Annotated in this window: 22 protein-coding genes; 15 read left to right on the top strand and 7 right to left on the bottom strand. The window is 70.9% G+C overall.

Features of this window, described 5'->3' with window-relative positions; all coding sequences use genetic code 11:
- Positions 1–38: 38 nt before the first annotated feature.
- Positions 39–3,125: an AfsR/SARP family transcriptional regulator gene (locus GFD30_RS16855; protein WP_153026363.1), complete on the bottom strand. Its 3,087-nt coding sequence runs from the start codon at positions 3,123–3,125 to the stop codon at positions 39–41.
- Between the two features lie 181 nt (positions 3,126–3,306).
- On the opposite strand from GFD30_RS16855, the gene GFD30_RS16850 reads away from it, so the two are divergent.
- Positions 3,307–4,116, top strand: coding sequence for a putative hydro-lyase (locus tag GFD30_RS16850; protein ID WP_153026362.1), 810 nt, complete (start codon positions 3,307–3,309; stop codon positions 4,114–4,116).
- 39 nt (positions 4,117–4,155) lie between these two features.
- Here the strand turns inward: GFD30_RS16850 and GFD30_RS16845 are convergent, their stop codons facing one another.
- Positions 4,156–4,830, bottom strand: a complete 675-nt coding sequence (locus GFD30_RS16845) for a winged helix-turn-helix transcriptional regulator (protein WP_322633340.1) — start codon at positions 4,828–4,830, stop codon at positions 4,156–4,158.
- Between the two features lie 208 nt (positions 4,831–5,038).
- On the opposite strand from GFD30_RS16845, the gene GFD30_RS16840 reads away from it, so the two are divergent.
- The 3 genes from GFD30_RS16840 to GFD30_RS16830 all read left to right on the top strand — a co-directional run bounded on the left by GFD30_RS16840 (position 5,039) and on the right by GFD30_RS16830 (position 6,416).
- Positions 5,039–5,650 carry a carbonic anhydrase gene (locus GFD30_RS16840; RefSeq protein WP_322633339.1) on the top strand — a complete coding sequence of 204 codons (612 nt, stop codon included), beginning with the start codon at positions 5,039–5,041 and terminating at the stop codon, positions 5,648–5,650.
- 26 nt (positions 5,651–5,676) lie between these two features.
- Positions 5,677–5,967, top strand: a complete 291-nt coding sequence (locus GFD30_RS16835; protein WP_153026360.1) for a 4a-hydroxytetrahydrobiopterin dehydratase — start codon at positions 5,677–5,679, stop codon at positions 5,965–5,967.
- A 98-nt stretch (positions 5,968–6,065) separates the two neighbouring features.
- A complete protein-coding gene (locus GFD30_RS16830; RefSeq protein WP_153026359.1) occupies positions 6,066–6,416 on the top strand; it encodes a DUF1707 domain-containing protein in 351 nt (116 codons plus the stop codon).
- A 66-nt stretch (positions 6,417–6,482) separates the two neighbouring features.
- Here the strand turns inward: GFD30_RS16830 and GFD30_RS16825 are convergent, their stop codons facing one another.
- On the bottom strand, positions 6,483–7,736 hold the full coding sequence (locus GFD30_RS16825) for a pyridoxal phosphate-dependent aminotransferase (protein ID WP_322633338.1): 1,254 nt from the start codon (positions 7,734–7,736) through the stop codon (positions 6,483–6,485).
- Positions 7,737–7,837: 101 nt separating this feature from the next.
- Here GFD30_RS16825 and GFD30_RS16820 point away from each other — a divergent pair, with 101 nt between their 5' ends.
- Positions 7,838–8,758 (top strand): LysR family transcriptional regulator, encoded by a 921-nt coding sequence (locus GFD30_RS16820; RefSeq protein WP_153026357.1) that lies wholly within the window; start codon positions 7,838–7,840, stop codon positions 8,756–8,758.
- Positions 8,759–8,859: 101 nt separating this feature from the next.
- On the opposite strand, the gene GFD30_RS16815 is transcribed toward GFD30_RS16820, so the two are convergent.
- Complete coding sequence (locus GFD30_RS16815) at positions 8,860–10,125, bottom strand: YibE/F family protein (RefSeq protein ID WP_322633337.1); 1,266 nt, start codon at positions 10,123–10,125, stop codon at positions 8,860–8,862.
- 140 nt (positions 10,126–10,265) lie between these two features.
- Positions 10,266–11,048, bottom strand: coding sequence for a maleylpyruvate isomerase family mycothiol-dependent enzyme (locus GFD30_RS16810; RefSeq protein WP_153026356.1), 783 nt, complete (start codon positions 11,046–11,048; stop codon positions 10,266–10,268).
- A 159-nt stretch (positions 11,049–11,207) separates the two neighbouring features.
- On the opposite strand from GFD30_RS16810, the gene GFD30_RS16805 reads away from it, so the two are divergent.
- The gene (locus GFD30_RS16805; RefSeq protein ID WP_153026355.1) at positions 11,208–11,777 is read left to right on the top strand and encodes a thiamine phosphate synthase; all 570 of its coding nucleotides are present in this window, start codon (positions 11,208–11,210) and stop codon (positions 11,775–11,777) included.
- A gap of 9 nt (positions 11,778–11,786) precedes the next feature.
- Here GFD30_RS16805 and GFD30_RS16800 read toward each other — a convergent pair whose 3' ends face one another.
- Positions 11,787–13,133: a GH1 family beta-glucosidase gene (locus GFD30_RS16800; RefSeq protein WP_153026354.1), complete on the bottom strand. Its 1,347-nt coding sequence runs from the start codon at positions 13,131–13,133 to the stop codon at positions 11,787–11,789.
- 335 nt (positions 13,134–13,468) lie between these two features.
- Between GFD30_RS16800 and GFD30_RS16795 the strand changes: the two genes are divergently transcribed.
- The 3 genes from GFD30_RS16795 to GFD30_RS16785 all read left to right on the top strand — a co-directional run bounded on the left by GFD30_RS16795 (position 13,469) and on the right by GFD30_RS16785 (position 16,839).
- Positions 13,469–14,800 (top strand): ABC transporter substrate-binding protein, encoded by a 1,332-nt coding sequence (locus GFD30_RS16795; protein ID WP_153026353.1) that lies wholly within the window; start codon positions 13,469–13,471, stop codon positions 14,798–14,800.
- A gap of 87 nt (positions 14,801–14,887) precedes the next feature.
- Positions 14,888–15,865, top strand: coding sequence for a carbohydrate ABC transporter permease (locus GFD30_RS16790; protein ID WP_322633336.1), 978 nt, complete (start codon positions 14,888–14,890; stop codon positions 15,863–15,865).
- A complete protein-coding gene (locus GFD30_RS16785; RefSeq protein WP_153026352.1) occupies positions 15,862–16,839 on the top strand; it encodes a carbohydrate ABC transporter permease in 978 nt (325 codons plus the stop codon). Before GFD30_RS16790 ends, GFD30_RS16785 begins: the two co-directional genes overlap by 4 nt.
- Before the next feature lie 56 nt (positions 16,840–16,895).
- Here the strand turns inward: GFD30_RS16785 and GFD30_RS16780 are convergent, their stop codons facing one another.
- Positions 16,896–18,002 (bottom strand): phospholipase D-like domain-containing protein, encoded by a 1,107-nt coding sequence (locus GFD30_RS16780; protein ID WP_153026351.1) that lies wholly within the window; start codon positions 18,000–18,002, stop codon positions 16,896–16,898.
- A 244-nt stretch (positions 18,003–18,246) separates the two neighbouring features.
- Here GFD30_RS16780 and GFD30_RS16775 point away from each other — a divergent pair, with 244 nt between their 5' ends.
- The 6 genes from GFD30_RS16775 (at position 18,247) to dapB (ending at position 24,668) form a co-directional block, all read left to right on the top strand.
- On the top strand, positions 18,247–18,480 hold the full coding sequence (locus GFD30_RS16775; protein WP_153026350.1) for a hypothetical protein: 234 nt from the start codon (positions 18,247–18,249) through the stop codon (positions 18,478–18,480).
- Positions 18,481–18,543: 63 nt separating this feature from the next.
- Positions 18,544–19,473 carry a bifunctional riboflavin kinase/FAD synthetase gene (locus GFD30_RS16770; protein ID WP_322633335.1) on the top strand — a complete coding sequence of 310 codons (930 nt, stop codon included), beginning with the start codon at positions 18,544–18,546 and terminating at the stop codon, positions 19,471–19,473.
- Between the two features lie 83 nt (positions 19,474–19,556).
- Complete coding sequence (rpsO, locus tag GFD30_RS16765) at positions 19,557–19,832, top strand: 30S ribosomal protein S15 (RefSeq protein ID WP_153026349.1); 276 nt, start codon at positions 19,557–19,559, stop codon at positions 19,830–19,832.
- A 364-nt stretch (positions 19,833–20,196) separates the two neighbouring features.
- Positions 20,197–22,638: a polyribonucleotide nucleotidyltransferase gene (locus GFD30_RS16760; protein ID WP_153026348.1), complete on the top strand. Its 2,442-nt coding sequence runs from the start codon at positions 20,197–20,199 to the stop codon at positions 22,636–22,638.
- On the top strand, positions 22,639–23,937 hold the full coding sequence (locus tag GFD30_RS16755; protein WP_153026347.1) for a M16 family metallopeptidase: 1,299 nt from the start codon (positions 22,639–22,641) through the stop codon (positions 23,935–23,937).
- Entirely contained in the window at positions 23,934–24,668 is a 735-nt protein-coding gene (gene dapB / locus GFD30_RS16750) for a 4-hydroxy-tetrahydrodipicolinate reductase (RefSeq protein ID WP_153026346.1), read from the top strand. The genes GFD30_RS16755 and dapB overlap by 4 nt, the downstream gene beginning before the upstream one ends.
- The last annotated feature ends 165 nt before the right edge of the window (positions 24,669–24,833 follow it).

Below are 24,833 nucleotides of genomic sequence, written 5' to 3'. Positions count from 1 at the left end.
ACTGGGACCGCATCCGTCGACCGACTGGAGCCGCCGCGTCAGACCGGCGAGGGGATCCCCAGCGCGGTGAAGAGGTCCCGGGCCTCGCCGCGGGCGTCCTCGGCCTCCTTGCCGAGCCCGGCCGCGTCGTAGGCGGCGGCGAGGGCGACGAGGGCGCGGGCGTGGCGGAGCGGGTCGGGCATCGCGGCGAACACGTCGCACGCCTGGCGGCCCATCCGGATCGCCCGCGCGGGGTCGCCGACGGCCGTGAGGAGCCGGCACATGACGCGGGCCTTGACCGCGAGCGTCTCGGAGGTCTCGTACTGGCCGAGGTGGGCGACCCGGCCGAGGGCGTCGCGAGCGTGGTCGATCTGCCCGGTGTCCATGTAGAGGTCGGCGAGCCAGTACGTGTAGACGAGCTGGTGGCGCCAGTTGTTGATCTGCTCGGCGAGTTCGATGCCGCGCAGCAGCGCGGCCTCGGCGCGCGGGTGGTCCTCGTCGGCGCGGTGGACGGCGAACTGCCGGAAGTAGAGCCGCGACCGGTAGTACTTCGACGGGTGGTCGCGCAGCATCTCGGCGATCTCGCGGCACAGCTCCTCGGCGGCGCTGATGCGCCCGAGGTCGACGTACAGCTCCGAGAGCGCCAGCAGCGGGTACGGCGCGGTCGGGCCCTCGGGTGCGGCGGCGTCGAGGTCGCGGGCCTTGCGGAGCTGCGCTTCGGCTTCGAGGAAGATCCCCATGCGGCGCAGCACGGTCCCGAGCGAGGTGAGGACCTCGACGTGGACCCAGCGCTCCCCGGAGGTCTCGGCGGCCAGGAGGGCCTCGCGGAGGATCGACAGGGCCTCCCGGTAGCGGCCGAGCTGGGTGAGCGTGGTCGCGAGGTCGTTGCGGGCCTTGCCGGTCCGGTCGCCGTCGGGGGTCCGGCGCAGGTATTCGAGGGTCTTCTCGGCGTAGAGCTTGGACTGGTTGAGGTCCCCGGAGGCGTACGCGACGGCGTCGGCGAGCGCGTAGGCGCGGGCGGCGTCCATCGGGTCCGTCGAGCGGACGCCGGTCTCGATGCCCTGCTCGGCGACGTGCGCGAGTTCGGGGAGCTCGTACAGGGAGTCGGCGAGGGCGGTCTCGTCGCGGTAGCCGGCGTCGGCGAAGGCGATGAGCCGCCGCAGGAGCCGCGAGACCGTCGGGTGCCCGTTCCATTCGAGGAAGGTCGCGACGATGTTGCGGTACTCCTCGACCGGCAGCCGGGTCGAGCTCTTCGCGTACCACTCGACGGTCTGCTCGCGCAGGCGCTGGAGCGCTGCCGGGTCGAACGCGGCCTCGGCCTTGCGGCGGGCGTACTCGCGGACGAGGTCGTGGAACCGGTAGCGGCCGGGCCGGTACTCGTCGATGCGGTGCGCGGTGACCAGCCGCGCGAGGAGCCGCTCGGCCGCCCGGGGCTCCCAGGTCACCAGGGACGTCGCGAGGTCCTTGGAGAAGTCCGCGCCCGGCAGGAACGCCAGGTTCAGGTACAGCAGCTCCTCTTCGGGGTCCAGGGCCTGGAACGACAGGTCGAACGCGGCCGCGACGGTCGTGGTCGGGTCGCCTTCGACGGCGAGGTGCGCGAGCCGGTCGTGGCCGGCGAGCGCGGCCGCGGTGTCGGCGAGGGAGACGTGCTGGGTGGCGAGGTTGGTCCCGACGATCCGCAGCGCGAGCGGGAGCCCGTCGCACAGGCCGGCGATGCGGGCCGCGGCCTCGGGCTCGGCGCCGACGCGGCGCTCGCCGATGAGGCTCTCGAGCAGCCGGACCGATTCGACCGCGTCGAGCGTGCCGACGGTGACCTGCCGGACGTCGCGGAGCGCGGCGAGGTCGGGGAGCCGGGAGCGGCTGGTGACGACCGCGACGCAGCCGGCGGTCGCGGGCAGCAGCGGGAGGACCTGCTGGGAGTTGCGGGCGTTGTCGAGGACGACGAGCGTGCGCGTGTCGGCCAGGCGCGACCGCAGGAGCCCGGCGGCCTCGTCCGGGTCGGACGGGATCGCCTCGGTCGGGACGCCGAGCGCCCGCAGGAAACCGGCGAGCGCGTCGAGGGGCGTGAGGGGCGCGGCCCGGTCGAACCCGCGCAGGTTCACGTAGAGCTGCCCGTCGGGGAACTGCTCGCGGACCCGGTGGGCCCAGTGGATCGCGAGAGTGGTCTTGCCCGAGCCGCCGATCCCGGACAGGACCGCGACCTGCGGGCCGGGGCCGAGGAGCGCGTCGAGGGCGGTGAGCTGCTCGCTGCGGCCGGTGAAGTGGATGCTGTCGGCGGGGAGCTGCGCCGGGGCCGGGAGCGGCTGCACGACCGGCATCTGCGCGGGCGCGGGCGGCGGCGCGGACTTCGGGGCCGGGCGCAGGGACGGGTCGTCGCGGAGGATCGCGGTGCGCAGGTCCTTGAGGCGCTGGCCGGGGTCGATGCCGAGTTCGTCGTCGAGCTGGCGGCGGATCGCCTCGTACGCGTCGAGGGCCTCGGCGGGCCGGTCCTCGCGGTAGAGCGCGGTCATCAGGAGTTCGGCGGCGTGCTGGCGGTACGGGTGGCGTTCGAGGACCCGCCGCAGGTCCGGGACGACGGAGACCCCGGTCGCGAGGGCGAGTTCGAGTTCGGCGCGCGCTTCTTCGGCGGCGGCGCGCTCCTCGTCCCAGCGGAGCGCGCCGGCTTCGATGACGCGGCCGGTGAGTCCGGCGAGCGCCGGGCCGCGCCACTGGTCGAGGGCCTCCCGGAGGCTTTCGAGGCCCGCTTCGGGTTCGGAGGCGGCGACCTGCTCGCGGGCGATCCGGGCGGCGCGGTGGAACCGGAGCGCGTCGAGGTTCTCGGGGCGCACGCGGAGCCGGTATCCGTCGCCGACGGTCTCGATCTCGCTGGTCCCGGCCTGCAGCAGCAGGCCCCGCGCGGTGGCGACGGTGTTCTGGATCTGCCGCTTCGCCGTCGCGGGCGGGTCGTCGCCCCACACGGCGTCCACCAGGCGGTGCAAGGGGATCACGTGGCCGGGCTCCAAGAGCAGCACGGCGAAGAGCCTGGGCAGGGTCCGGCCCGGGAGCGGCACGGGCAGGCCGTCCAGTGCCAGTTGCAGCGGGCCGAGGATGCCGAAGTCCAAGGGCGCCACCTCCAGGGGAGCCGAGGTGCGGCCGAGCAGATTCACCCCAGTCTATGGGCATTTCTTGATCATTTGGGAACGCTCGCAAGGCTGTTCGCTCAGTGAGCGAGCAGCTGCGCACGAGAGTCGGATCTGCATGTGCATGCTGCTCGTGAAGGACTCGTGAACCCGTTGACATGCCCGTATCGGATTCTCGAATCGTCGAGCAGCACAACGAGGAGGAGCGATGTTCACGAGACAGCGTCCTGAAGCGCAGGTCGGTCCCCGCGAGGCCCGCGCCCGGTTCCGCCGCGGCCTGGTCGCCCACACCAGCGGGTGGTCCCATGGATACGTCCAGGCCAACCTGGTGAGCGTGCCGCGGATGCACGCGATCGCCTTGCGCCGCTTCGCGGTCCGGAACCCGCGGGCCTGCCCGCTCCTGGACGTGGTCGGCGCCGGGAACTACTGGACCGACCTCGCCTACGGCGCGGACCTGCGCCGGGACCTCCCGGCGTACCAGGTGTGGCGCAAAGGCGACCTGATCGCCGAGCCGACCGACGTCCGTGACTACTGGAGGAGCGACCTGGTCACCTTCCTGACCGGGTGCACCTTCACGTTCGAGCCGTTCCTGGAGCGCGCCGGCATCCCGCTGCGCCACCTCGAGCAGGGGGTCAACGTGCCGATGTACCGCACCAACCGCAAGGCCATGGGCGCCAGGCGCTTCCGCGGACCCGTCGTGGTCTCGATGCGGCCGGTGCCGGCGGCGATGGTCGACCAGGCGGCCTCGATCACCCGGGACATGCCGTTCGCGCACGGCGAGCCGGTCCACATCGGCAGCCCGGCGGCGATCGGGATCCGCGACCTCGCCCGCCCCGACTTCGGCGACCCGGTGCGGCTCCACGACGGCGACGTCCCCGTGTTCTGGGCCTGCGGCGTGACGCTCCAGGAGGCGGTGGTCAAGGCGAAGCTGCCGTACGCCATCACCCACGCGCCCGGGCACATGCTCATCACCGACCGCCGCGCGAAACCGAACGGGACCGGCGAGATCCCGGTCTAGCAGGGACCGGTCGAGCCGGTCCGGGACACCGGGCGGGCCCTAGACCGGTCCCGTGCCCGCCGAGGCCGGGGCCGGCTCGGGGAGGCGGAACATGCCGAGGAACCGCTCGGCCATCGCCTGGTCGCCTTGGACGGTGACGCGCCCGGCGTGCAGCGACACGTCGAGGCTGCGCCCGCCCAAGGTCAGGCGCTTCAACGTCTCCGCGTCGGTGCGGATGACCGCGTGCGGGTGCTCGGGCCGGCCCGGGGCGAGGATGAGCTGCGCGTCGATGATCTCGGCGATGAACGGGCGGTCCCCGACCCACAGCTCGAACGCCGCGTCGAACCCCTGCGCCGACTGCGGCATGAACAGGCTCCGCATCGACAGGATCAGCGCGTCAGCGCCCATCGGCGCGTCGAGCGGGATCGCCGCTGACCGCGCGCCCCACCGCAGCAGCAGCACGATCGCGCCCTCCAGCTCCCGGCCCCACTCGGTCAGCTCGTACACTTTCGACGCCGCCGGGGGCGGCAGCCGCCGCTTGGTGATCACCCCGTACGACTCGAGTTCGCGCAGCCGCTGCGACAGCACGTTGGCGCTCGCGCCGTGCAGGCCGCTGCGAAGATCCGTGAAACGCTTCGGGCCGAGCAGGAGTTCGCGGACGATGAGGAGCGACCAGCGCTCGCCGACGAGGTCGAGCGCGTGGGCCGCGGGACAGCCTTCGCCGTACGTGCGCACGGTGGCCTCCAAGTTCCTGAGAGGGACGAACCCGCAGGTGAATCGCAATGCGGTAGTTCCCGTTCATCATATGGTCCCATTCTGCGAGCGACAAGTCCTCCTTAATGACCAGAAGATCTCGGAACGGTAACGTGAGGTCGGTAAAAGGTGCGTGACGGTCCGCCCGTCGCGCTTGCGCCGCCACGGATCGTGCGGCACCATTCATGGCGTGCCAGAACTGACCGCCTCCACGCTCATGGAGCACCACGAAGCCGCCAAGACGCTCGTCGCGCTCCTCGAAGGAAACGGCCGCTTCATCGCCGGCGAACCCCGCTACAAGCGCGACATCACCTCCGCGCGCCAGCAGGCCGCGGGCCAGAAGCCGAGCGCCGCCGTCTTCACCTGCATCGACTCCCGCGTCACCGCAGAATCCGTGTTCGACTGCGACTTCGGCCAGCTCCTGGTCGTGCGCACCGCCGGGCACGTGCCCGACCGGGCCGCCGTCGGCTCCCTCGAGTTCGCCGCCGCCGAACTCGGCGTCGGACTCGTGGTCGTCCTCGGGCACGAGCGCTGCGGCGCCATCAACGCCGCCCTCCACGCGGTCGAGGCCGACACCCACGACCCGCGCACCGACTACCTCGTCGAGCAGCTCTGGCAGCCGGCCTCCCAGGCGCTCGCCGAGACCCCCGAAGGCGAGGACGCGGCCCCGAAGGCACTGCGCCTCCAGGTCCGCCGCACCGTCGCCGACCTCGGCCGCCGCGAGAACCTCGACGGCGTCCTCGTCGTCGGCGCCGTCTACGACCTCGACACCGGCGAAGTGACGCTCATCGAGGAGACCTGAGCCGCTCGGGCTGCGACAATCGGGGTATGAGCGACCAACCCTTGACCGAAGGCGAGATCGAACTCGCCCTGTCCGAGCTGCCCGGCTGGAAGCACGTACGCGACCGCCTCGAAGCCACGTGGACCTTCGACGGCCACCTCCAGGCGCTCGTCGCCGCCACCGGCGTCGGCCTGCTCTCGGAGCGACGAAACCACCACGCGGACTTGACGATCGCGTACAACAAGCTCACCGTCTCCGTCACCACGCACTCGGCCGGGAGCAAGGTCTCCGCGAAGGACACCGACCTCGCCCGGGCGGTGAGCGCGCTCCTGGACTGAACCGCCTGGCGCGCAACCCGATCCGCTCCGCGTCCCAATGTGTACGAACGGCGCGGACGGGGAACCCCCGCGGGGAACCGACCCCGCGGGAGCACGTCATGGACGCATTCGCCATCCGCCCCACCAGGGCCCACCGGCGCATGGCCCTCTACCGGCTCGCCCAGGCGCGCCGGCGCGGGGCGATCGACGCCGACGAGTACAAGCTGCGCCGCCAGCTCGCCAGGCGCGCCGAGACCCTCGCCGACCTCCAGGCGCTCCTGGAGGACTTCGCGACCGACTACGAGCAGGGACGCGACCACTGGCGCTACGGGCGCTGGCGTCGGCCCGTGCGCGAAGGCCACGAACTGGAGATCCAGCGCTACATCGGCATCGCGATCGTCGTCGTGGTCCTGGCGGCGCTGATCGCCCTCGTCTACGGGATCTCCACGGTCGTCGACCGCGTGAACTGAGCCCCGACCACGTGAAGTGAACCGGGCGGCGCTGCCGCATCGGCCTCGGCAGCGCCGCCCGGCGCTCTACTCAGACGCGGTGAGCGCCTGAAGCTTCTCCTTGAGGCCCTCCAGGGCCTCGGCGATCCACGGCATCTCGACCGGATCGCCGGACACGAGCGCCGCGAGGCGCTCGGAGTCGGACTCGCCGTAGATCCCCGGCACCGCCACCCGGACCGTGAGCGCCTCCGGGTCGTCCCCGAACGCGCTGCCCGGCAGGACCACGATCCCGAACCGCTCCAGCAGGACCCGAGTGAGATCCGCACCCGTGGCGATACCCCGGCGGGCCGCGAGCGAATCACGCAGCGGCGCGAAATCCGCCCACACGTAGAACCCGCCCTGCGGCGGCATCACCTCGCAGCCGGCGCCGGTGAACACCTCGGCGACCGCGTTCGCGACCGAGCCGTGCAGATTCCGGGCCAGCGCCACCCGCTCGACCAGCTCCTGCGGGTCCGACCAGGCGTACGCGGCGGCGTGCTGCATCGGCATCGGCGTGGACGACCAGAGCTCGGAGGCGGTGCCGCGCACCGACTCGCGCAGCCGCTCCCCGAGCGGGGACGCGGGGAAGCGCGCGGCGCCGACGCGCCAGCCGCCGAGCGCGTAGTTCTTCGACAGGGACGTGGTGGTCACGGTCCGCTCGGGGGCCCACGCGGCGGGGGAGGGGAACGCGCCGGGCTCGAACACGAGGTCGCGGTAGATCTCGTCGGCGGCGATGATCAGGTCGAGTTCGCGGGCGGCCTCGCAGAGGGCCTTGACGGACTGCTCGGACGCGAGGCGCCCGGTCGGGTTGTCGGGGAGGGTGACCACGACGATCCGCGGGTCGCGCCCTGCCGCGCGGGCCTCGCGCACGGCCGCGTCCATGGCCTCCGCGTCCGGTACGCCGCCTTCCCCGGCGGGCACGGGGACGCGGATCGGGTCGCGGCCGAGGAGCTGCGACTGGGCCGCGTACGACACCCACGCCGGCTTCGGCAGGACCACGTCGCCGCCGGCGGCGTGGAGCAGCGCGAACAGCAGCGGCTTGGAGCCTGGGCCGAGGAGCACCTGGTCGGCCTCGGTCGGGATCGCGCGCCGGGTCCAGTACCCGGCGGCGGCCTCGCGGGCCGGGCCGATCCCGGCCACGGGCCCGTATCCGGTCTGACCGGCGGCCTTCGTCAGGCGCTGCCGCAGCAGAGGATGCACGGGGATGCCGGCCTCGCCGAACCCGAGCGCGAGCACCTCCTGCCCGGCGGCGCGGCGTGCGGCGACGGCTTCGTTGGCGGCGAGGGTGGCGGAGACGGTCACGATGACTCCTCGGTGGATTGCCGTATGGACGGTCCCCACCCTCCTCTTCAGGAAGCATCATCGCAAGTATTTCTCCCTGTTGCCGAGGATAAGATTGACTTATGCTCGACGTTCGCCGCCTGCGACTCCTCTACGAATTCGCCGCCCAGGGATCGATATCCGCCACTGCCGCGGCCACCGGCCAGACCGCGTCCGCGGTCTCGCAGCAGCTGGCGGCCCTGGAGAAGGAGGCCGGCGTGTCGCTCCTCGAACGCACGGCCCGCTCGGCCCAGTTGACCGACGCGGGGCGCCGGCTGGTGGAGCACACCGCTGTCATTCTGGAGGCGATCGACGCGGCCGAGACGGACCTCGCCGCCGAGTCGGCCGAACCGCGGGGGCGGGTGACCGTGACGGCGTTCCCGACCGTCGCGGTGGCGCTGGCGGGTCCGATCGTGCGGCGCCTGCGCCGCTACCCGGAGTTGCAGATGGTGCTGCGGCAGCAGCACACGGTCTCGGAGTCCCTCGCGCGCGTGCGCTCGGGCGAGATCGACCTGGCGCTCATCGACGACTGGTCGGGCCAGCGCCGCCCGGCCGCGGTCGGGCCGCTGACGTTCCACCACCTCGTGAAGGACCCGCTGGTCGCGGTCCTGCCGGCGCGGCACCGGCTGGCGGCCAAGGAGGTCCTGTCGGCGCACGAGCTCTCCGGAGAGCCGTGGATCGCCTCTCCGGAGGGGGAGCCGTCCCGGTCGGCCCTGGACCGGCTGTGGCGGGCCGAGGGGATCTCGGCGCCGGTCTCGGAGTTCGAGGGCCTCGACACGATCCTCACGCTGGTCGCGAAGGGCCTCGGCGTGACCGTGGCGCCGTGGATGGCCGCGGCCGAGCGCCGCGACGTCGCGGTCCGCGCGATCGCCGAGGAGCTGCGCGGCCGCGACGTCTACGTGGTCCACCGGACGGCCTCCACCGGCCGTCCGGCGGTGATGACGGTCCTCCAGGCGCTGCACCAGGCGGCGAGGAAGCTCATGACGGCCGCGGAGCGCTTCTGAGCAGCGTGCCCGGACGGACGCCCCCCTGCGGATTGTCGTACCCGCGCGTCACCCTCGAATCAGGGGCGCGGCGGCCCGACACTCGCGACCTCGGGGGCCGGTCATCGCAGATGTGAAGGCGGGTAAGGCGAGTCGTCCTCGTTCCAGTCGGCGCCCTCGGGCCTCGGCTTCGGGCGGGGGTGTTTCGGTTCCTTCTCCTTGGGCTCCTTGGGCTTCGGATTCCAGCGGACCAGGTACGCGGCGAGCCAGGTGGTGATCGGCACGGCCGCGATGAGGCCGAGGGTGCCCGCGACGGACCGGACGATCTCGGTCGCGATCGTCTGGCTCGTGAGGATCTGCGCCAGGGGCCGGTTCGCGGCGGCGATGAGGACGAGCAGCGGCAGCGAGGCGCCGGCGTACGCGAGCACCAGCGTGTTCACGACCGATGTGAGGTGGTCGCGTCCGACGCGCATGCCGGACTTGAACAGCCGCCCGGAGTTCCATTTCGGGTTGGCCTTCGCGACCTCGTCGACCGTGGCCGCCTGCGAGACCGTCACGTCGTCGATGACGCCGAGCGCGCCGATGAGGATGCCGGCCAGCAGCAGCCCGGACATGTCGATCGGGTACTGGAGCGCCAGGTTCGTCGTGTTCTCGTCGAGGACCCCGTTCAACTCCGCGAGCTGCACCGCGGCCTCAGCGAGGAGCACGGTGAGCACGAGCGAGGCGAGCGTCCCGAGCACCGCCACCGTCGTGGTCCGGTTCCAGCCGTGCGCGATGTACAGCGAGAGCAGCATGATCGCGGCCGCGCCGACCATCGCGACCATCACGGGGGAGGAGCCGTCGAGGACCGCGGGGACCATGAACAGCAGCACGATCGCGAACGTCAGCCCCAGGCTCACCAGGGACCGCACTCCCTTCCACCGTCCGAACGCGACCACCGCGAGCGCGAACGCGATCACCAGCGCCCAGAGCGCGCCGGCCCGGTCGTGGTCGATGATGTGGTACTGCTGGCCCGACACCGAATCGGGCGTGAAGATGAGGATGACGTCGTCGCCGGTCGCGATCGCGGGCGCGCCGGGGCCGCTCGGGATGTCGACGATGACCTCCTCGCCGGCCTGGTCGCCGCTCTGGAGGGTCACGACCGCCTCGCCGCACACCGTGAGGACCTCGGCCTCCTCGGCGGTGCACTCGCGTTCGGTGACGGCCAGGACCCGTCCGTCCACTTCGGTGCCGTACTCGTCGGTGACGGCGTCCTCGACCCCCTGGGGCCACATGAGGACGAGCCCGAGGATCGTGGCGACCGCGGCGGGGACCAGGATCCACAGCGCGGCGCGGGGGACGGCGTCGTTCGGGGAGGAATGACTGTGCTTCACATCGACCTGGTTCACGTCGGTGAGCTTACGGTCCCCGGGCCGCTCGGGCGCGCAGCAGCGCGCCACGACCGGCCAGAGCGGACGAATGCCCGCAAACCCGCTCGATGTACCTGCGGTTCCGTTCTGTAGCGCTCCAGTCGCTATGCGTCAGGGTTTCAAACGTCTACGGGATCGACCCACCGGACCGCGGAGTAATTGCGCCACAAGTGGAGCAGTGCCGGGTCTCCGTGAATGGCGAGGTCGTCGAACGGCAGTCGGTTCCACAGCGCCAGGTACAGCAGCTCCACCGGGCCCTCGATGACGCAGTGCGGGGATTCGACCTCGCTGAACGTCACGAGCGGGCCCGTGTCGGTGGGGTGGACGTACCAGTCGCCGCGTCCCGGCGGCAGATCGGTGGCGTGGATGTGGAGCACTGACGGCCGCAGTGCCCGCACCCTGCTCGACGGGCGGCCGTGGAAGCCCAGCAGCAGCTCGTCGATGCCGTCGGCCGCGAAGTCGGGGCCGACCGGTGATATCTCGTCGCCTCGCGCCTGTTCGGCGTCGACGCGGTGGATGGTCGTCTCGTGGGCCTGTCTGCGGACCCAGAAGCGCCGTGACGACTGCGCGGGGAACACCTGCCAGCACTCGAGGTCGTCGGGAGCCGCCTCCAGGACGGCAGCGAGCCGCAAGAGACCTTCCCTGACCCAGTCGACCAGCAGGTCGTCGTGCGGCATGGGCCCCACGATCCGCTGGAAGTCCTGCTTTCGGGGATCGTAGGGCAAGGCTCCGCCCACGATCGCCGCCGCCCAGCGATGGACGGTCCCGATATGGGTCAAGAGGTCCTTGACGATCCACCCCGGGCAGGTGGGCACGAGCGCGTTGAGTGCGAGTTCCCCACCAGCGACAGCGATCCGCTCCCCTTCGGTCCGCAGCACGTTGATTTGATCGCCGATGTTCATCTACTGAAGTTTCGCACCTGTGTCGTGAATTACGCAAGTTCGAGGCGTGGACCGATACACAACAGTTAAACCAGCCCGACACTGGCGAGTCGGACACCGGAGGACTTTGTGAACACCGGACTCATCACGCACTCGTGTGCGAGGCGTAAGTTCAGAGGTATGCAGCACCGGCTCATCGTCGTCACCGACCGCCGCGACTGCCCGCGGCCGCTGGCCGAACAGGTCGCGCTCGCCCTGCGCGGCGGACCGTTCGCGCTCATCCTGCGCGACAAGGACCTCCCGTGGGAGGAGCGGCACCGGCTCGCCGCCGGCATCGGGATGCTCGTCGCCGAGGCCGGAGGCGTCCTCATCGTCGCCGACCCCGAAGGGCCCGTGGCCGCCGCGCACCTCTCCGCGGCCCGCCCGGTCCCCGACCCGCGGCCGGTCCTGGTCGGACGTTCGGTCCACACCGGCGAGCCGATCGACCCCGCACTGGACTACGTCACGTACTCGCCCGTGTGGGCCACCGACTCGAAACCCGGCTACGGCCCGGCGATCGGGCCCGCCGCGCTGGCGCGGACCTGCGCGGCGAGCCCGGTCCCGGTGTACGCGCTCGGCGGCGTGAACGGCCCCGATCGGGCCCTCGCTGCGCGGGAGGCGGGTGCGGCGGGGGTCGCGGTCATGGGCGCGGTCATGCGCGCCGACGACCCGGAGCACGCGATCCGCGCGCTCCGGGGCGCGCTCGTGTAGGGCCGCGCCCTACCGGTCGAGGCCGTTGTCGGCGATGACCTGGGAGTAGAACTTCGCGCTCGCCTTGGGCGTGCGCTTCTGGGTCGCGTAGTCGACGTGGACGATGCCGAACCGCTTGTCGTAGCCGAAGGCCCACTCGAAGTTGTCCATGAGCGACCAGGCGGTGTAGCCGCGGACGTCGGCGCCGGCCTCGATCGCGTCGTGGACGGCCGCGATGTGCGAGCGCAGGTAGTCGACGCGCTCGACGTCGTTCACCTCGCCGTTCTCGTCCGGTCCGGTCGGGTAGGCCGCGCCGTTCTCGGTGACCATGGTGGCCACGCCGTAGTCCTTGTGGATGCGCACGAGGAGGTCGGTCAGACCGGTCGCGTCGACCGCCCAGCCCATGTCGGTGAACGACAGGCCCTCGGGCGTCCATCCCTCGACCCCGGCCGAGCCGGGGTTGACCTGGTTCTCGGGGGCGTCGGGGTTCATCCGCAGCCAGGTGGGGCTGTAGTAGTTGACGCCGAGCAGGTCGATCGGCTGGTTGATCTGCTCCAGGTCGCCCTCCTGGACGAAGGACCAGTCGGTGTGGTGCCGCGTGCGCTCGATGACGTCGGCCGGGTACTCGCCGCGCAGCAGCGGGTCGAAGAAGATCCGGTTCGCGACGCCGTCGACGATCCGCACCGCCTCCTCGTCGCCGCGGCACTGGGTCGGGTTGAGCACGATCGACACCTGGCCGGCGCCGGCCGCGCGCAGCGCCTGCACCGCCAGGCCGTGGCCGAGGTTGAGGTGGTGGGCCGCGGCCAGGGACGCGGCCGGCTCGGTGCGCCCGGGCGCGTGGTGGCCGTTGCCGTAGCCGAGGAACGCCGAGCACCACGGCTCGTTCAGCGTCCACCAGGTGTGGACCCGGTCGGACAGGCGCGCGCCGACGATCGCGGCGTACTCGCCGAACCGCTCGGCGGTCTCGCGCTCGGGCCAGCCGCCGCGGACCTCGAGGTTCTGGGGCAGGTCCCAGTGGTAGAGGGTCGGCATCGGCTTGATCCCGGCCGCGACCAGCTTGTCGACCAGGCGGTCGTAGAAGTCGAGTCCGGCCGGGTTGGCCGGTCCCGAGCCGTCGGGCTGGATCCGCGGCCACGCGATCGAGAACCGGTAGGTGTCGACGCCGAGCGAGGCCATGAGCGCCACGTCCTCGTCGACCCGGTGGTAGTGGTCGCAGGCCACGGCCCCGGACTGGCCGCGCCAGGTCTTGCCCGGGGTCGCGGAGAACACGTCCCAGATGGACGGGCCCCGGCCGTCCTCGTTCGCCGCCCCCTCGATCTGGTAGGAGGCCGTCGCGGTCCCCCACAGGAATCCCCCGGGGAAGGTCAGCTGCGTCATCGGTCGACACCTTTCTCCGCCGCGCGTCCGGGACCGGCCCAGGCGCGGCGCTGGATGGAAACGAGTTGCCGGGCCCCGGAATGATACGTCATTGGAATCGCTCCCATGGATTGGGTGGGCACAGATATCGATCCAATCGCAACCAGTAACGATTCGGCAATGCACACTTGACTTTCAGTGTTACCCAGAGCACCATTGCCAGCGTCGCCCCAACGGCGGGTGAGGCAGTCCCTACCAGGGGCGGAACCGGTGAGAGCGGTTCCCCGACCGGTACGGGACAGGGAGGCAGTCGGACTCGCCGGGCGCACGAAACCTGCGAAGAGAGGGAAACCCCGATGAGCAAGACCCGACGAATTTCCTGCCTAGCGGCTGCCGCCAGCGTGATCGCGCTTGCCGCGACCGCGTGCGGCGCGCCGGAGGACGAGGACGAGGGCCGCGGCGCCGTACCGGACGACGCCACCGACTGCGCCAACTACGAGCAGTACGGCGACCTCGAGGGCGAGACCGTCACGATCCTCGGCTCGATCCGCGACACCGAGGCCGACGAGATGATGGAGGCCTGGAGCTACTTCGAGGAGTGCACCGGCGCCACCATCGAATACGAGGGCACCGGCGAGTTCGAGGCCGACATGGCCATCCGCGTCGACGGCGGCAACGCGCCCGACATCGCGCTGTTCCCGCAGCCCGGCCTCATGTCCAACTTCGCCGACAGCCTCGTGCCGGCCTCCGAAGAGGTCACCTCGCTCGCGACCGAGGGCTGGACCGAGGACTGGCTCAACTACGGCACCGTCGACGGCACGCTCTACGCCGCGCCGCACTCGTCGAACGCGAAGTCCTTCATCTGGTACTCGCCGAGCTACTTCGCCGACAACGGCTACGAGGTCCCGCAGACCTGGGACGAGCTGATCGCCCTCTCCGACCAGATGGTCGCCGACGGCATCCAGCCGTGGTGCGTCGGCTTCGAGTCCGGCGGCGCCACCGGCTGGCCCGGCACCGACTGGATCGAGGACATCGTCCTCCGCGAAGGCACCGACCTCTACGACCAGTGGGTCACCCACGAGATCGCGTTCAACGACCCGCAGATCGTCGCCGCCATCGAGAAGGCCGGCACCATCCTCACCAACGAGGAGTACATCTACGGCGGCACCGACACCATCAGCGCCACGCCCTTCCAGGAGGCCGGCTACCCGATCCTCGACGGCGGCTGCGCGCTGAGCCGCCAGGCGTCCTTCTACGGCGCCATGTGGCCCGAGGGCACCAACGTGGCCGAGGACGGCGACGTGTTCGCGTTCCGCTTCCCCGAGTCCAACGAGGGCGACAACACCATGCTCGTCGGCGGCGAGTTCGTGGCCGCGTTCGACGACTCGGAGTCCACCGAGATGGTCCGCCAGTTCCTGGCCTCGGAGCTCTACCACAACGCCCGTCTCCAGACCGGCCCGTGGAGCACCGCCCGCCAGGGCGTGGACCCGGCCAACGCCACCACGCCGATCAACGAGTTCGCCACCGAGATCCTCACCGACCCCGAGGTCACCGTCCGCTTCGACGGCTCCGACCTCATGCCGGGCGCCGTCGGCGCCTCGTCCTTCTGGACCGGCGTGGTCGAGTGGGTCAGCGGCGACAAGACCGCCGAGCAGATGGCCACCGACATCGAAAACTCCTGGCCGTAAGATCCGGCCCGTGTAGCAATCGAGAAGCCGAGCGGGGCCCGACCGGCCCCGCTCGGCCCATTGCCCGGACTACTGGAGTCGCTCAACGTGGACATCTCCGCATACCTCGACAGGTTCGGCCTCCTCGCCGTGGGCCTGGTCGCGTTCGTCGCGATCCTCATGGCCCTCTACGGACTCGCCGAACTCGCATCCCGCCGCGACCGCAGCCGCGTGGTCGCCACCGTGTTCCTCGCGCCGGCCGTGCTCTTCCTGCTCATCGGCCTGGTCTACCCGGCCGTGCGCACCTTCGTCATGTCGTTCTTCGACGCCGAGGGCACCGGCTTCGTCGGCCTGAAGAACTACGCCTGGGCCGTCAGCGACCCCGACGCCCTGCAGATCCTCATCAACACCGCCCTGTGGATCATCGTCGTCCCGCTGGTCTCCACCGCCCTCGGCCTCGTCTACGCCGTCCTCATCGACGGCCGCGCCGGCGAGCGCGTCTACAAGGCCCTGGTCTTCCTGCCCATGGGCATCTCGTTCGTCGGCGCCTCCATCATCTGGAAGTTCGTCTACCAGTACAGCGGCACCGGCGAGAACCAGATCGGCCTCCTCAACGCGGTCCTCCGGGCCCTGGGGATGCAGCCGGTCAACTGGCTCACCGAGTTCCCCATGAACAACTTCCTGCTCATGGTCGTCCTCGTCTGGATCGAGGTCGGCTTCGCCACCGTGGTCCTCTCGGCCGCCCTCAAGGGCGTGCCCATCGAGATGATCGAGGCCGCCCGCATCGACGGGGCCAAGCCCGCGCAGATCTTCTGGAACATCACCGTCCCGTCGATCCGCTCGGCCATCATCGTCGTCGCCGTCACCGTCTTCATCGCGACGCTGAAGCTGTTCGACATCGTGCGCGCCATGACCCAGGGCCACTACGGCACCGACGTCCTCGCCCACAACATGGTCGAGCAGGCGTTCCGGCTCAACGACGACGGCCGCGGCGCCACCCTGGCCGTCCTGCTGTTCCTCCTCGTCGTCCCCGTCGTCATCTACCAGGTGCGCAACATGCGCCGCCAGGAACTGGAGGCCCGATGAGCACGGTCCCGATCGGCACGTCCCTCCCCGAGGACACCGGGCCGCGCGAGAAGCCCGCCCGCATCGGCGAGACCCGCGGCGACCGCCTGCGACGCGTCCTCTCGAGCCGCCTCGCCAGCGTCGTCGCCCTCCTGATCGCAGCACTGTGGACGATCCCGACCTTCGGGCTGTTCATCAACTCGCTGCGCCCCGACGACGAGATCCGCACCTCGGGATGGTGGAACTTCTTCACCGATCCCCAAGTGAGCCTGTACAACTACAACTACGTCCTGTACTCGGACTCCCAGGGCGGCGGACTCTTCCTCAACCTGATCAACACGGTCGTCATCACCGTCATCGGCGTGATCGTGCCGGTCGCCTTCGCGGCGCTGGCCGCCTACGCGCTCTCGTGGATCAACTTCCGGGGCCGGAACGCACTGTACGTGGGCATCTTCGCCCTCCAGGTCGTCCCGCTCCAGATGGCGCTCATCCCGCTGCTGTCGATCTTCAGCCGCGGCCTGCACATCGGCGACTTCACGATCATGCCCGCCTGGGAACTCGACGGCGTGTACACGATCGTGCAGGTCTGGATCGCGCACTCGATCTTCGGCCTCCCGCTGGCGATCTTCCTGCTGCACAACTTCATGCGGGAGCTCCCCGGCGACGTCATGGAGGCCGCGCGGATCGACGGCGCGAGCCACTCGCAGATCTTCCGCAAGGTCGTGCTGCCGCTGGTGACCCCGGCGCTGGCGTCGATCGCGATCTTCCAGTTCCTGTGGGTGTGGAACGACTTCCTGGTCGGCCGCACCTTCGCCCCGGGCGAGGCCACGCGGCCGCTGACCGCGGTCCTCGGCGACATGGCCGGCACGTGGGGCTTCGGCTGGACGCGGCTGCCTGCGGCGGCCTTCATCGCCATCGTCGTGCCGCTCGTGGTCTTCCTGCTGCTCCAGCGCTACTTCGTGCGCGGGCTGCTCGCGGGCTCCGTCAAGGGCTGACGAACGCACTCGACGAACGCACAGGCGGGGAGGGACTGCGGTCCCTCCCCGTTCCGCTACCTCGCGGACCACCACAGCCGCTGGAAGAAGTCCGCGTACTCCGCGGCGACGGTCGGGTCCGCGACGCTGAGCAGGTTGTCGTCCGCGTGCCTCATGCCGTTCCCGTTGAGGTTGTGCGTCCCGGTCCACACCACGGCTTGATGGACGTCGCCGAACTCCGCCTCCGCGACGATGAACTTGTTGCGGTGCGCGTCGTGGACGCGCACGTTGCGCGCGCCGAGCCGGTCCTCGAGCCAGCCCGGGTGGGCCGTCTCCGTGTCGACCACCACGACCCGCACCCGGCAGCCGAGGGCCTGGATCCGGTCGAGTTCGGCGCGCACGGCCGGGCGCTTCGACTGGAAGTTCGCGTGGGCCACCAGGACTCGGTCGCCGATGCCGCACCCGGTGATCGCGGCGAGCTGCTCCGCGATCGGGTCGGCGCCGCGCGGGAACACCCACGCCCGCCCCAGGTCGCCCGCGACGGCCTTGTGCTCCTCGGTCCACCCGTCCCAGGTCCCGGAGTGCAGGCGGTCCCAGTAGGACGCGTAGAAGTCGTACAGCTCGCGGTCGCCGTGCACGCCGAGGAGGTTGTTCGCCTGCGTCGTGTGCCAGCGCACGAAGCTGAGGCTCGTCACCAGCACCGTCGGGGCGCCGTCGTCCTCGATGAGGAAGAACCGGTTGTGGTCGGGGCCCTTGCGGGTGCCGTCCGCGTTCGGCAGGCACGCGTCCGGGCACTGCTTCACGAGGATCCCGGCGGCCGTGAGCCGGTCGATCAGCGGGTCGTTCGCGGTCGGGTTGGCGCCGAGCCGGCCGACCACCGCCGCGACGTCGGCGCCGCGCAGCTTCGCGTTCACCATCGCGTCGGCGAGCGGCGTGACCGGCTTGTCGAGCGACCACTGGTAGACCGCCGCGCGGACCGTGTCGCCCTCGCCGGCGGCGTCGATCCGGCGCACGATCTCGGCGATGATCGAGGTGTCCTTCACGTACCCGCCCGGGTCGGCGCTGCACACCGTGTACTCCGGGGTGCGGGTGCAGCCGGTCGCCGCGGCCGGTGCGGACGACGGGACGGTGAACGCGAGCAGGAGCATGCCTGCCACTGCCAGTGCGAAGCGTGTGCGGTTCATCTCGACCCCCGTCGTCTTGACATGCCGTCGTGCCTGGACATGAAGATGCCACGTCTTCGGTGACGGCGTGGCGACTTCCGGCGGCAACGGGACGGACGGCGAGGCAGGGCCGTCACGGCCTTGTAATTTCCAATAGGTCGAATTCGCGGTCTTGTCAGGCGGATTCCGGGAAACGTCAGTCGGATAGCCGACGATCTCTCGACAATTGAACGAGCAACCCGGAACTCGTCGTCAGGAGAATCCCATGAGCTCGTACGCGGCAAGAGATCTGCCAGAGGAGTTCCGCAGGGCGCAAGGCGGCCGTGGCCAGGACTCCGAGCACGATGAACCGATCCTCGCAGAGGACCTGCCCCGCCAACCGGAGTTCGTGGGAAACGCGTGGCTCCTGCTGGGCATTCTGCTCCTGGTCGCCGTGGGCGTCCTCATGCTGCTCATCTTCGCGTCCGGCGGGAAGGCCGACTCGTCGATGATGCTGTAAGGGACGGCTCATGCGGTCGCGTCCGGATGGCCGCCGCCTTCGGTCGGTGAGAAGATCGTCCACGTGGAAACCTGGCGTGGAATAGACGCGACTCCAGAGGGCTGGCCCGCATCCGTCGTGGCGATCGGCGTGTTCGACGGCGTCCACCGCGGACACGCCGCGCTCGTCCGGACGGCCGCGAAGGCCGCCGCCGAGCGCGAGGCGCACAGCCTCGTCGTCACCTTCGACCCGCACCCGACCGCCGTGGTCGCACCGCACGCGGTGCCGGCCCAGCTCACCACCATCGAGCGGCGCATCGCGCTGCTCGGCTCGCTCGGCGTCGACGCGGTGTGCGTGATGCCGTTCACGAAGGAGCTCTCGCAGCTCAGCCCGGACGACTTCGCCCGGCGGGTCCTCGTGGACGCCCTGCACGCCAAAGCGGTCGTCGTGGGGGAGAACTTCCGCTTCGGGCACAAGGCGGCCGGCGACGTCGCGATGCTGGTCGAGCTCGGCGCCGAGCTCGGGTTCGAGGTGCTGCCGCAGACGCTCGCCGCCGACGCGGAGGCGTACTCCTCGACCCGCGTCCGGAAGCTCGTCGCCGCCGGCGAGGTGGCCGCGGCCGCCGAGATCCTCGGGCGCGACTTCGGGGTCGAGGGCACCGTGGTCCACGGCGCCGGGCGCGGCGGCACGGCCCTGGGCTTCCCGACCGCGAACCTCGACGTCCCCGAAGGGATGGCGGTCCCGGCCGACGGTGTCTACGCCGGCTGGCTGTTCCTCGGCTCGCGCCGCGTCCCCGCCGCGATCAGCGTCGGCACGAACCCGACGTTCGACGGCGACGCCCGCACGGTCGAGGCCCACCTGCTCGACTTCGACGAGGACATCTACGGCGAGCGGGTCCGCCTCGACTTCACCGCGCACCTGCGCGGACAGGTCGCCTTCGACGGGCTCGAGCCGCTCATCGCGCAGATCGAGACGGACGTCGCAGACACGCGCCGGGCCTTGGAGCTGGGCTGACGGCCCTGCTAGCCTGGACCGGTCTCTGACCAGTCTGCTCGGCACCGCGGACTGGCCGCATATCAAGTGAAAGGTGTTCGAACATGGCGCTCGACGCTGCGAAGAAGGCCGAGATCATCAAGGAGTACGCCACCTCTGAGGGCGACTCCGGCTCGACCGACGTCCAGGTGGCGATCCTGACCCACCGCATCAAGGAGCTGACCGCTCACGTCCAGACGCACAAGCACGACCACCACTCGCGTCGTGGCCTGCTGCTCCTGGTCGGCAAGCGGCGCCGCCTCCTCAAGTACCTGAAGAAGGAAGACATCACGCGCTACCGCGGCCTCATCGAGCGCCTCGGCATCCGCGACAACGCCTAAGACGGACTCGACGAAGGGAGCGCCCCGCCCGGGGCGCTCCCTTCGCCGTCCCCGGCCCTGCTCGGCAGTGTCCGGCCCGTGCTTCGCGGCGCCCGTGAAATCGGACTGCAAGTCGGGAATCACCTTTCCTTCGGGGAGGCGAGGAAGTCAAGTAGGCTGGGCGTTGAGCATCATGCTCCACCGCAGCGCCTCGGATCGAGGCGCGGCGCGGCCCGCCTGAGACCGCACCGGTCCTCGGTAGTGGCATCCGGAACGCCCCTCAGGGGCCCGACTCCGAGTGCTTCGATCGAAGACCGGAAAGCGTGGCGGGAGACGCGCTTCCGAACTACACAGTGCTTCGGCACGACAAGGAGATCGACACTCTATGTCCGATAACGACCGGACACCCGAGGCGTTCAACCTCGGGGATCACCACGCCACCGCCGTCATCGACAACGGCGAGTTCGGCACCCGCAAGATCGTCTTCAGCACCGGCCGCCTCGCGAAGCTCGCCCAGGGCTCCGCCATCGTCCAGATGGACGACACCGTCGTCCTCTCGACCACGGCCGCCTCGAAGAACCCGAAGGACCACTTCGACTTCTTCCCGCTGACCGTCGACATCGAGGAGCGGATGTACGCCGCGGGCCGCATCCCCGGCTCGTTCTTCCGCCGCGAAGGCCGCCCCAGCGAGAACGCGATCCTCACCTGCCGCCTCATCGACCGCGGCCTGCGCCCATCGTTCGTGTCGGGCCTGCGCAACGAGGTCCAGGTCATCGGGACCATCCTCTCGGTCGACACCCGCGACGAGTACGACGTGGTCGCCATGAACGGCGCCTCCATGTCGACCCAGCTCGCCGGGCTCCCGTTCTCGGGCCCCCTGGGCTCGACCCGCATCGTCCTCATCGACGGCACCTGGGTCGCGTTCCCGACCCTCGAGCAGATCGAGAAGGCCACCTTCGACATGGTCGTCACCGGCCGCGTCCTCGAGTCGGGCGACGTCGCGATCATGATGGTCGAGGCCGAGGCCACCGAGAACACGATCAGCCTCATCGCGGCCGGCGGCACCAAGCCGACCGAGGAGGTCGTCGCCGGCGGCCTCGAGGCCGTCAAGCCGGTCATCGCCGAACTGGTCCGCGCGCAGGCCGAACTCGCCGCCGTCGCGGCCAAGCCGGTCGCCGACTACCCGCGCTTCCCGGAGTACATGGACGACGCCTACGCGGCCGTCGAGGCCGCCGTGTCGGCCGAACTCGACCAGGCGCTCCAGATCGCGGACAAGACCGCCCGCCAGGACGAGCTCGACCGCGTCAAGAGCCTCATGCTCGAGAAGGTCGGCGCCGACTTCGAAGGCCGCGAGGGCGAGCTGGGCGCGGCCCTGCGCTCCCTCACCAAGAAGCTGGTCCGCAAGCGCGTCATCACCGAGGGCGTCCGCATCGACGGCCGCTCGGCGGCGTACATCCGGCCGCTCGCGGCCGAGGCCGGCATCCTGCCGCGCGTCCACGGCTCGGCGCTGTTCGAGCGCGGCGAGACCCAGATCATGGGCGTCACCACGCTGAACATGCTGCGCATGGAGCAGGCCATCGACACGCTGTCGCCGGTCAGCAAGAAGCGCTACATGCACAACTACAACTTCCCGCCGTACTCGACCGGTGAGACCGGCCGCGTGGGTTCGCCCAAGCGCCGCGAGATCGGCCACGGCGCGCTCGCCGAGCGGGCGCTCGTGCCGGTGCTGCCGACGCGCGAGGAGTTCCCGTACGCGATCCGCCAGGTCTCCGAGGCGCTCGCGTCGAACGGTTCGACCTCGATGGGCTCGGTCTGCGCGTCCACGATGTCGCTCATGGACGCCGGCGTGCCGATCAAGGCGCCGGTCGCGGGCATCGCGATGGGCCTCATCTCCGAGGAGGTCGACGGCGAGACCAAGTACGTCACGCTGACCGACATCCTGGGCGCCGAGGACGCTTACGGCGACATGGACTTCAAGGTCGCCGGCACGCCCGAGTTCGTGACGGCCCTGCAGCTCGACACGAAGCTCGACGGCCTGCCGTCGGACGTGCTGGCGCAGGCGCTCCAGCAGGCCAACGACGCCCGCCACGCGATCCTCGACGTCATGCTCGAGGCCATCTCGGAGCCGGGCGAGCTGGCGAGCACCGCGCCGCGGATCACCACGCTGAAGATCCCGGTCGACAAGATCGGCGCGATCATCGGCCCGAAGGGCCAGACGATCAACCAGATCCAGGACGACACCGGCGCGGACATCACCGTCGAGGACGACGGCACGATCTACGTGTCGGCGGAGAACGGCGAGGCCGCGCAGGCCGCGGTCGAGACGATCAACGCCATCGCGAACCCGACCCTCCCGAACGTGGGGGACCGGTTCCTCGGCACGGTAGTCAAGACCACCGACTTCGGCGCGTTCATCTCGCTGGTGCCGGGCCGCGACGGCCTGCTCCACATCTCGAAGGTCGGCGACGGCAAGCGCGTCGAGCGGGTCGAGGACGTCCTGGGCGTCGGCGACAAGATCGAGGTCGAGATCGGCGACATCGACAACCGCGGCAAGATCTACCTCGACAAGGTCTACCCCGAGGGCGAAGAGCCCGAGGGCTACAAGAAGGGCCGTCCGGCCGAGCGCAAGGAGTCCCGCGGCGACCGGGGCGACCGCGGCGACCGCGGACCCCGCCGCGACCGCGAACGCGGTGACCGCGGCGGCGACCGGGGCGAGCGCGGCGGTGACCGCGGTGGCGAGCGCGCGAGCGCCGACCGCGGCGGCGACGGCGAGCGCCGTCGGCGCCGCACCCGCCGCACCGAGGACGCCGGAGGCTCGGAAGAGTAGATGAGTCGTCCCCAGACTCGCACGCTCATCGACGATCCGCTGGGCGGCACGGTCCGACTGACCGTGCTGCCCGGCGGTTTGCGTGTGCTCACCGAAACCGTCCCCACCATGCGCTCGGCCTCGGTCGGCGTGTGGGTCGGGGTGGGGGCCCGCGACGAGGCCCCCGAACTCGCCGGCGTCTCGCACTTCCTGGAGCACTTGCTGTTCAAGGGCACCGCGAAGCGCACGGCCACGGAGATCGCCGAGGCGATCGAAGCGGTCGGCGGCGAGTCCAACGCGTACACCGCGCGGGAGCTGACGTGCTTCTACGCGCGGGTGCTCGACGACGACCTGCCGATGGCGGTGGACGTCCTCGGCGACGCCATGTGCGCGTCGCTGGTGACCCCCGCCGACGTGGAGGTCGAGCGCGACGTGATCCTCGAGGAGATCGCCGCATCGGCCGACGAACCGTCCGATGTGGTGCACGAGCTGTTCTCGCGGGCGCTGTTCGGCGACGGCGCGCTCGGGCGCGACATCGCCGGCGACCCGAAGACGGTGCGCCGGCTGACGCGCGGGCAGATCAACGACTTCTACCGGCAGCACTACCAGGCCCCGAACCTGACGGTGTGCGCCGCGGGCGGGGTGGACCACGGCGAGACCGTGAAGCTCGTGCAGGAGGCGTTCCGGCCGCTGCTCGGCGGCACGGCCGTCCCGCGGCAGCGCCGCCACGACGAGTCGGTCCTGCCCGAGCCGCGGCTGCTCCTGGTGGAGCGCCACGACACCGAGCAGGCGCACCTGGTGGTCGGGTGCCGCACGTTCTCGCGGCACGACCCGCGCAAGGACGCCTTCGAGGTGCTCAACAACGTCCTCGGGGGCGGCATGTCCTCGCGGCTGTTCCAGTCGGTGCGCGAGCAGCGCGGCCTGGCGTACACGGTGTACTCGTTCACGTCGTACTTCGCCGACACGGGCATGTTCGGCGTCTACGCCGGCTCGAACCCCGACCGGGTCCGGCAGGTGCGCGAGCTGGTGCTCGCCGAACTGGAGCGGGTCGCCTCGGAGGGCATCACCGACGAGGAGCTCTCGCGCGGCAAGGGCATGAGCAAGGGTGGCATGGTGCTGTCCATGGAGGACTCCGGGTCGCGCATGAACGCGCTGGGCCGGGCCGAGCTGCTGTACGGCGAGCACTTGAGCCTGGAGCGGGAGCTGTCCGACATCGAGGCGGTCACGTCCGAGCAGATCCGCTCGGTGGCCGCGGAGATCCTGTCGCAGCCGATGACGACCGCGGCCGTGGGGCCGTTCGACCAGAAGGAATTCCGATGATCAAGGTGGGGGTGCTCGGCGCCCGGGGCCGCATGGGCCGGGCGGTGTGCGAGGCGGTCGACGCCGCCGACGACCTGGAGCTGGCCGCGACCGTGGGCCGCGACGAGCCGCTCGAGAAGGTCGCGGGCGTCGACGTGGTCGTGGACTTCACGCTGCCGGACGTCGTCATGGAGAACCTGGCGTGGTGCACCGACCGCGGGATCCACACGGTCGTGGGCGTCTCCGGGTTCGACGCGAAGCGGCTCGAGGCGGCCCGCGACATCCTCGCGTCCGACCCCGAGGTCGGTTCGGTGATCGCGCCGAACTTCGGGATCGGCGCGGTGCTGATGATGCAGTTCGCCGCGAAGGCCGCCAAGCACTTCGACTCGGCGGAGATCATCGAGGCGCACCATCCGCGCAAGGTCGACGCGCCCTCGGGCACGGCCGTGCACACGGCGCGGCTCATCGCCGCGGCGCGCGCCGACGCCGGGCTGGACGGGATGCCGGACGCGACCGAGACGGACCCGCACGGCGCCCGCGGCGCCGACGTGGAGGGCGTGCACATCCACGCGATCCGCTCGGCCGGGTACGTCGCGAGCCAGGAGGTCCGCTTCGGCGGCCCCGGCGAGCGGTTCGTCATCGCGCACGACTCGCTCGACCGGGAGTCGTTCATGCCGGGCGTCCTGCTCGCGGTCCGCGAGGTCGTGAAGCGGCCGGGACTGACCGTCGGGATCGACGACCTCCTCGACTGAGTCCGTGCGCTCAGGGGCTTTGCACTGAGGGACATCGCTTCAGGGGCTCCGGGTTGCGATGCGCGCCGCGAATTCACGGTCGGCGCCGGTGAGCCGGGCGTAGACGGGTGTGCTGGGCGATCCGGTCAACCAGGAGCTTCTCAAGGAGCCTTCTCGACCCGGTTG

This window comes from Glycomyces albidus, assembly GCF_009451885.1.
Lineage (GTDB): Bacteria > Actinomycetota > Actinomycetes > Mycobacteriales > Micromonosporaceae > Glycomyces > Glycomyces albidus.
The sequence above is the reverse complement of the archived record's forward strand: the minus strand, read 5'-3'. Positions and strand labels throughout refer to the sequence as shown.

Coding starts and splice junctions, on each gene's coding strand:
- GFD30_RS16760 (WP_153026348.1), top strand. CDS start 20,197: ATGTCCGATAACGACCGGACACCCGAGGCGTTCAACCTCGGGGATCAC.
- GFD30_RS16820 (WP_153026357.1), top strand. CDS start 7,838: ATGCTCGACGTTCGCCGCCTGCGACTCCTCTACGAATTCGCCGCCCAG.
- dapB (WP_153026346.1), top strand. CDS start 23,934: ATGATCAAGGTGGGGGTGCTCGGCGCCCGGGGCCGCATGGGCCGGGCG.
- GFD30_RS16835 (WP_153026360.1), top strand. CDS start 5,677: ATGAGCGACCAACCCTTGACCGAAGGCGAGATCGAACTCGCCCTGTCC.
- GFD30_RS16780 (WP_153026351.1), bottom strand. CDS start 18,002: ATGAACCGCACACGCTTCGCACTGGCAGTGGCAGGCATGCTCCTGCTC.
- GFD30_RS16775 (WP_153026350.1), top strand. CDS start 18,247: ATGAGCTCGTACGCGGCAAGAGATCTGCCAGAGGAGTTCCGCAGGGCG.
- GFD30_RS16805 (WP_153026355.1), top strand. CDS start 11,208: ATGCAGCACCGGCTCATCGTCGTCACCGACCGCCGCGACTGCCCGCGG.
- GFD30_RS16800 (WP_153026354.1), bottom strand. CDS start 13,133: ATGACGCAGCTGACCTTCCCCGGGGGATTCCTGTGGGGGACCGCGACG.
- GFD30_RS16785 (WP_153026352.1), top strand. CDS start 15,862: ATGAGCACGGTCCCGATCGGCACGTCCCTCCCCGAGGACACCGGGCCG.
- rpsO (WP_153026349.1), top strand. CDS start 19,557: ATGGCGCTCGACGCTGCGAAGAAGGCCGAGATCATCAAGGAGTACGCC.
- GFD30_RS16830 (WP_153026359.1), top strand. CDS start 6,066: ATGGACGCATTCGCCATCCGCCCCACCAGGGCCCACCGGCGCATGGCC.
- GFD30_RS16795 (WP_153026353.1), top strand. CDS start 13,469: ATGAGCAAGACCCGACGAATTTCCTGCCTAGCGGCTGCCGCCAGCGTG.
- GFD30_RS16850 (WP_153026362.1), top strand. CDS start 3,307: ATGTTCACGAGACAGCGTCCTGAAGCGCAGGTCGGTCCCCGCGAGGCC.
- GFD30_RS16755 (WP_153026347.1), top strand. CDS start 22,639: ATGAGTCGTCCCCAGACTCGCACGCTCATCGACGATCCGCTGGGCGGC.
- GFD30_RS16810 (WP_153026356.1), bottom strand. CDS start 11,048: ATGAACATCGGCGATCAAATCAACGTGCTGCGGACCGAAGGGGAGCGG.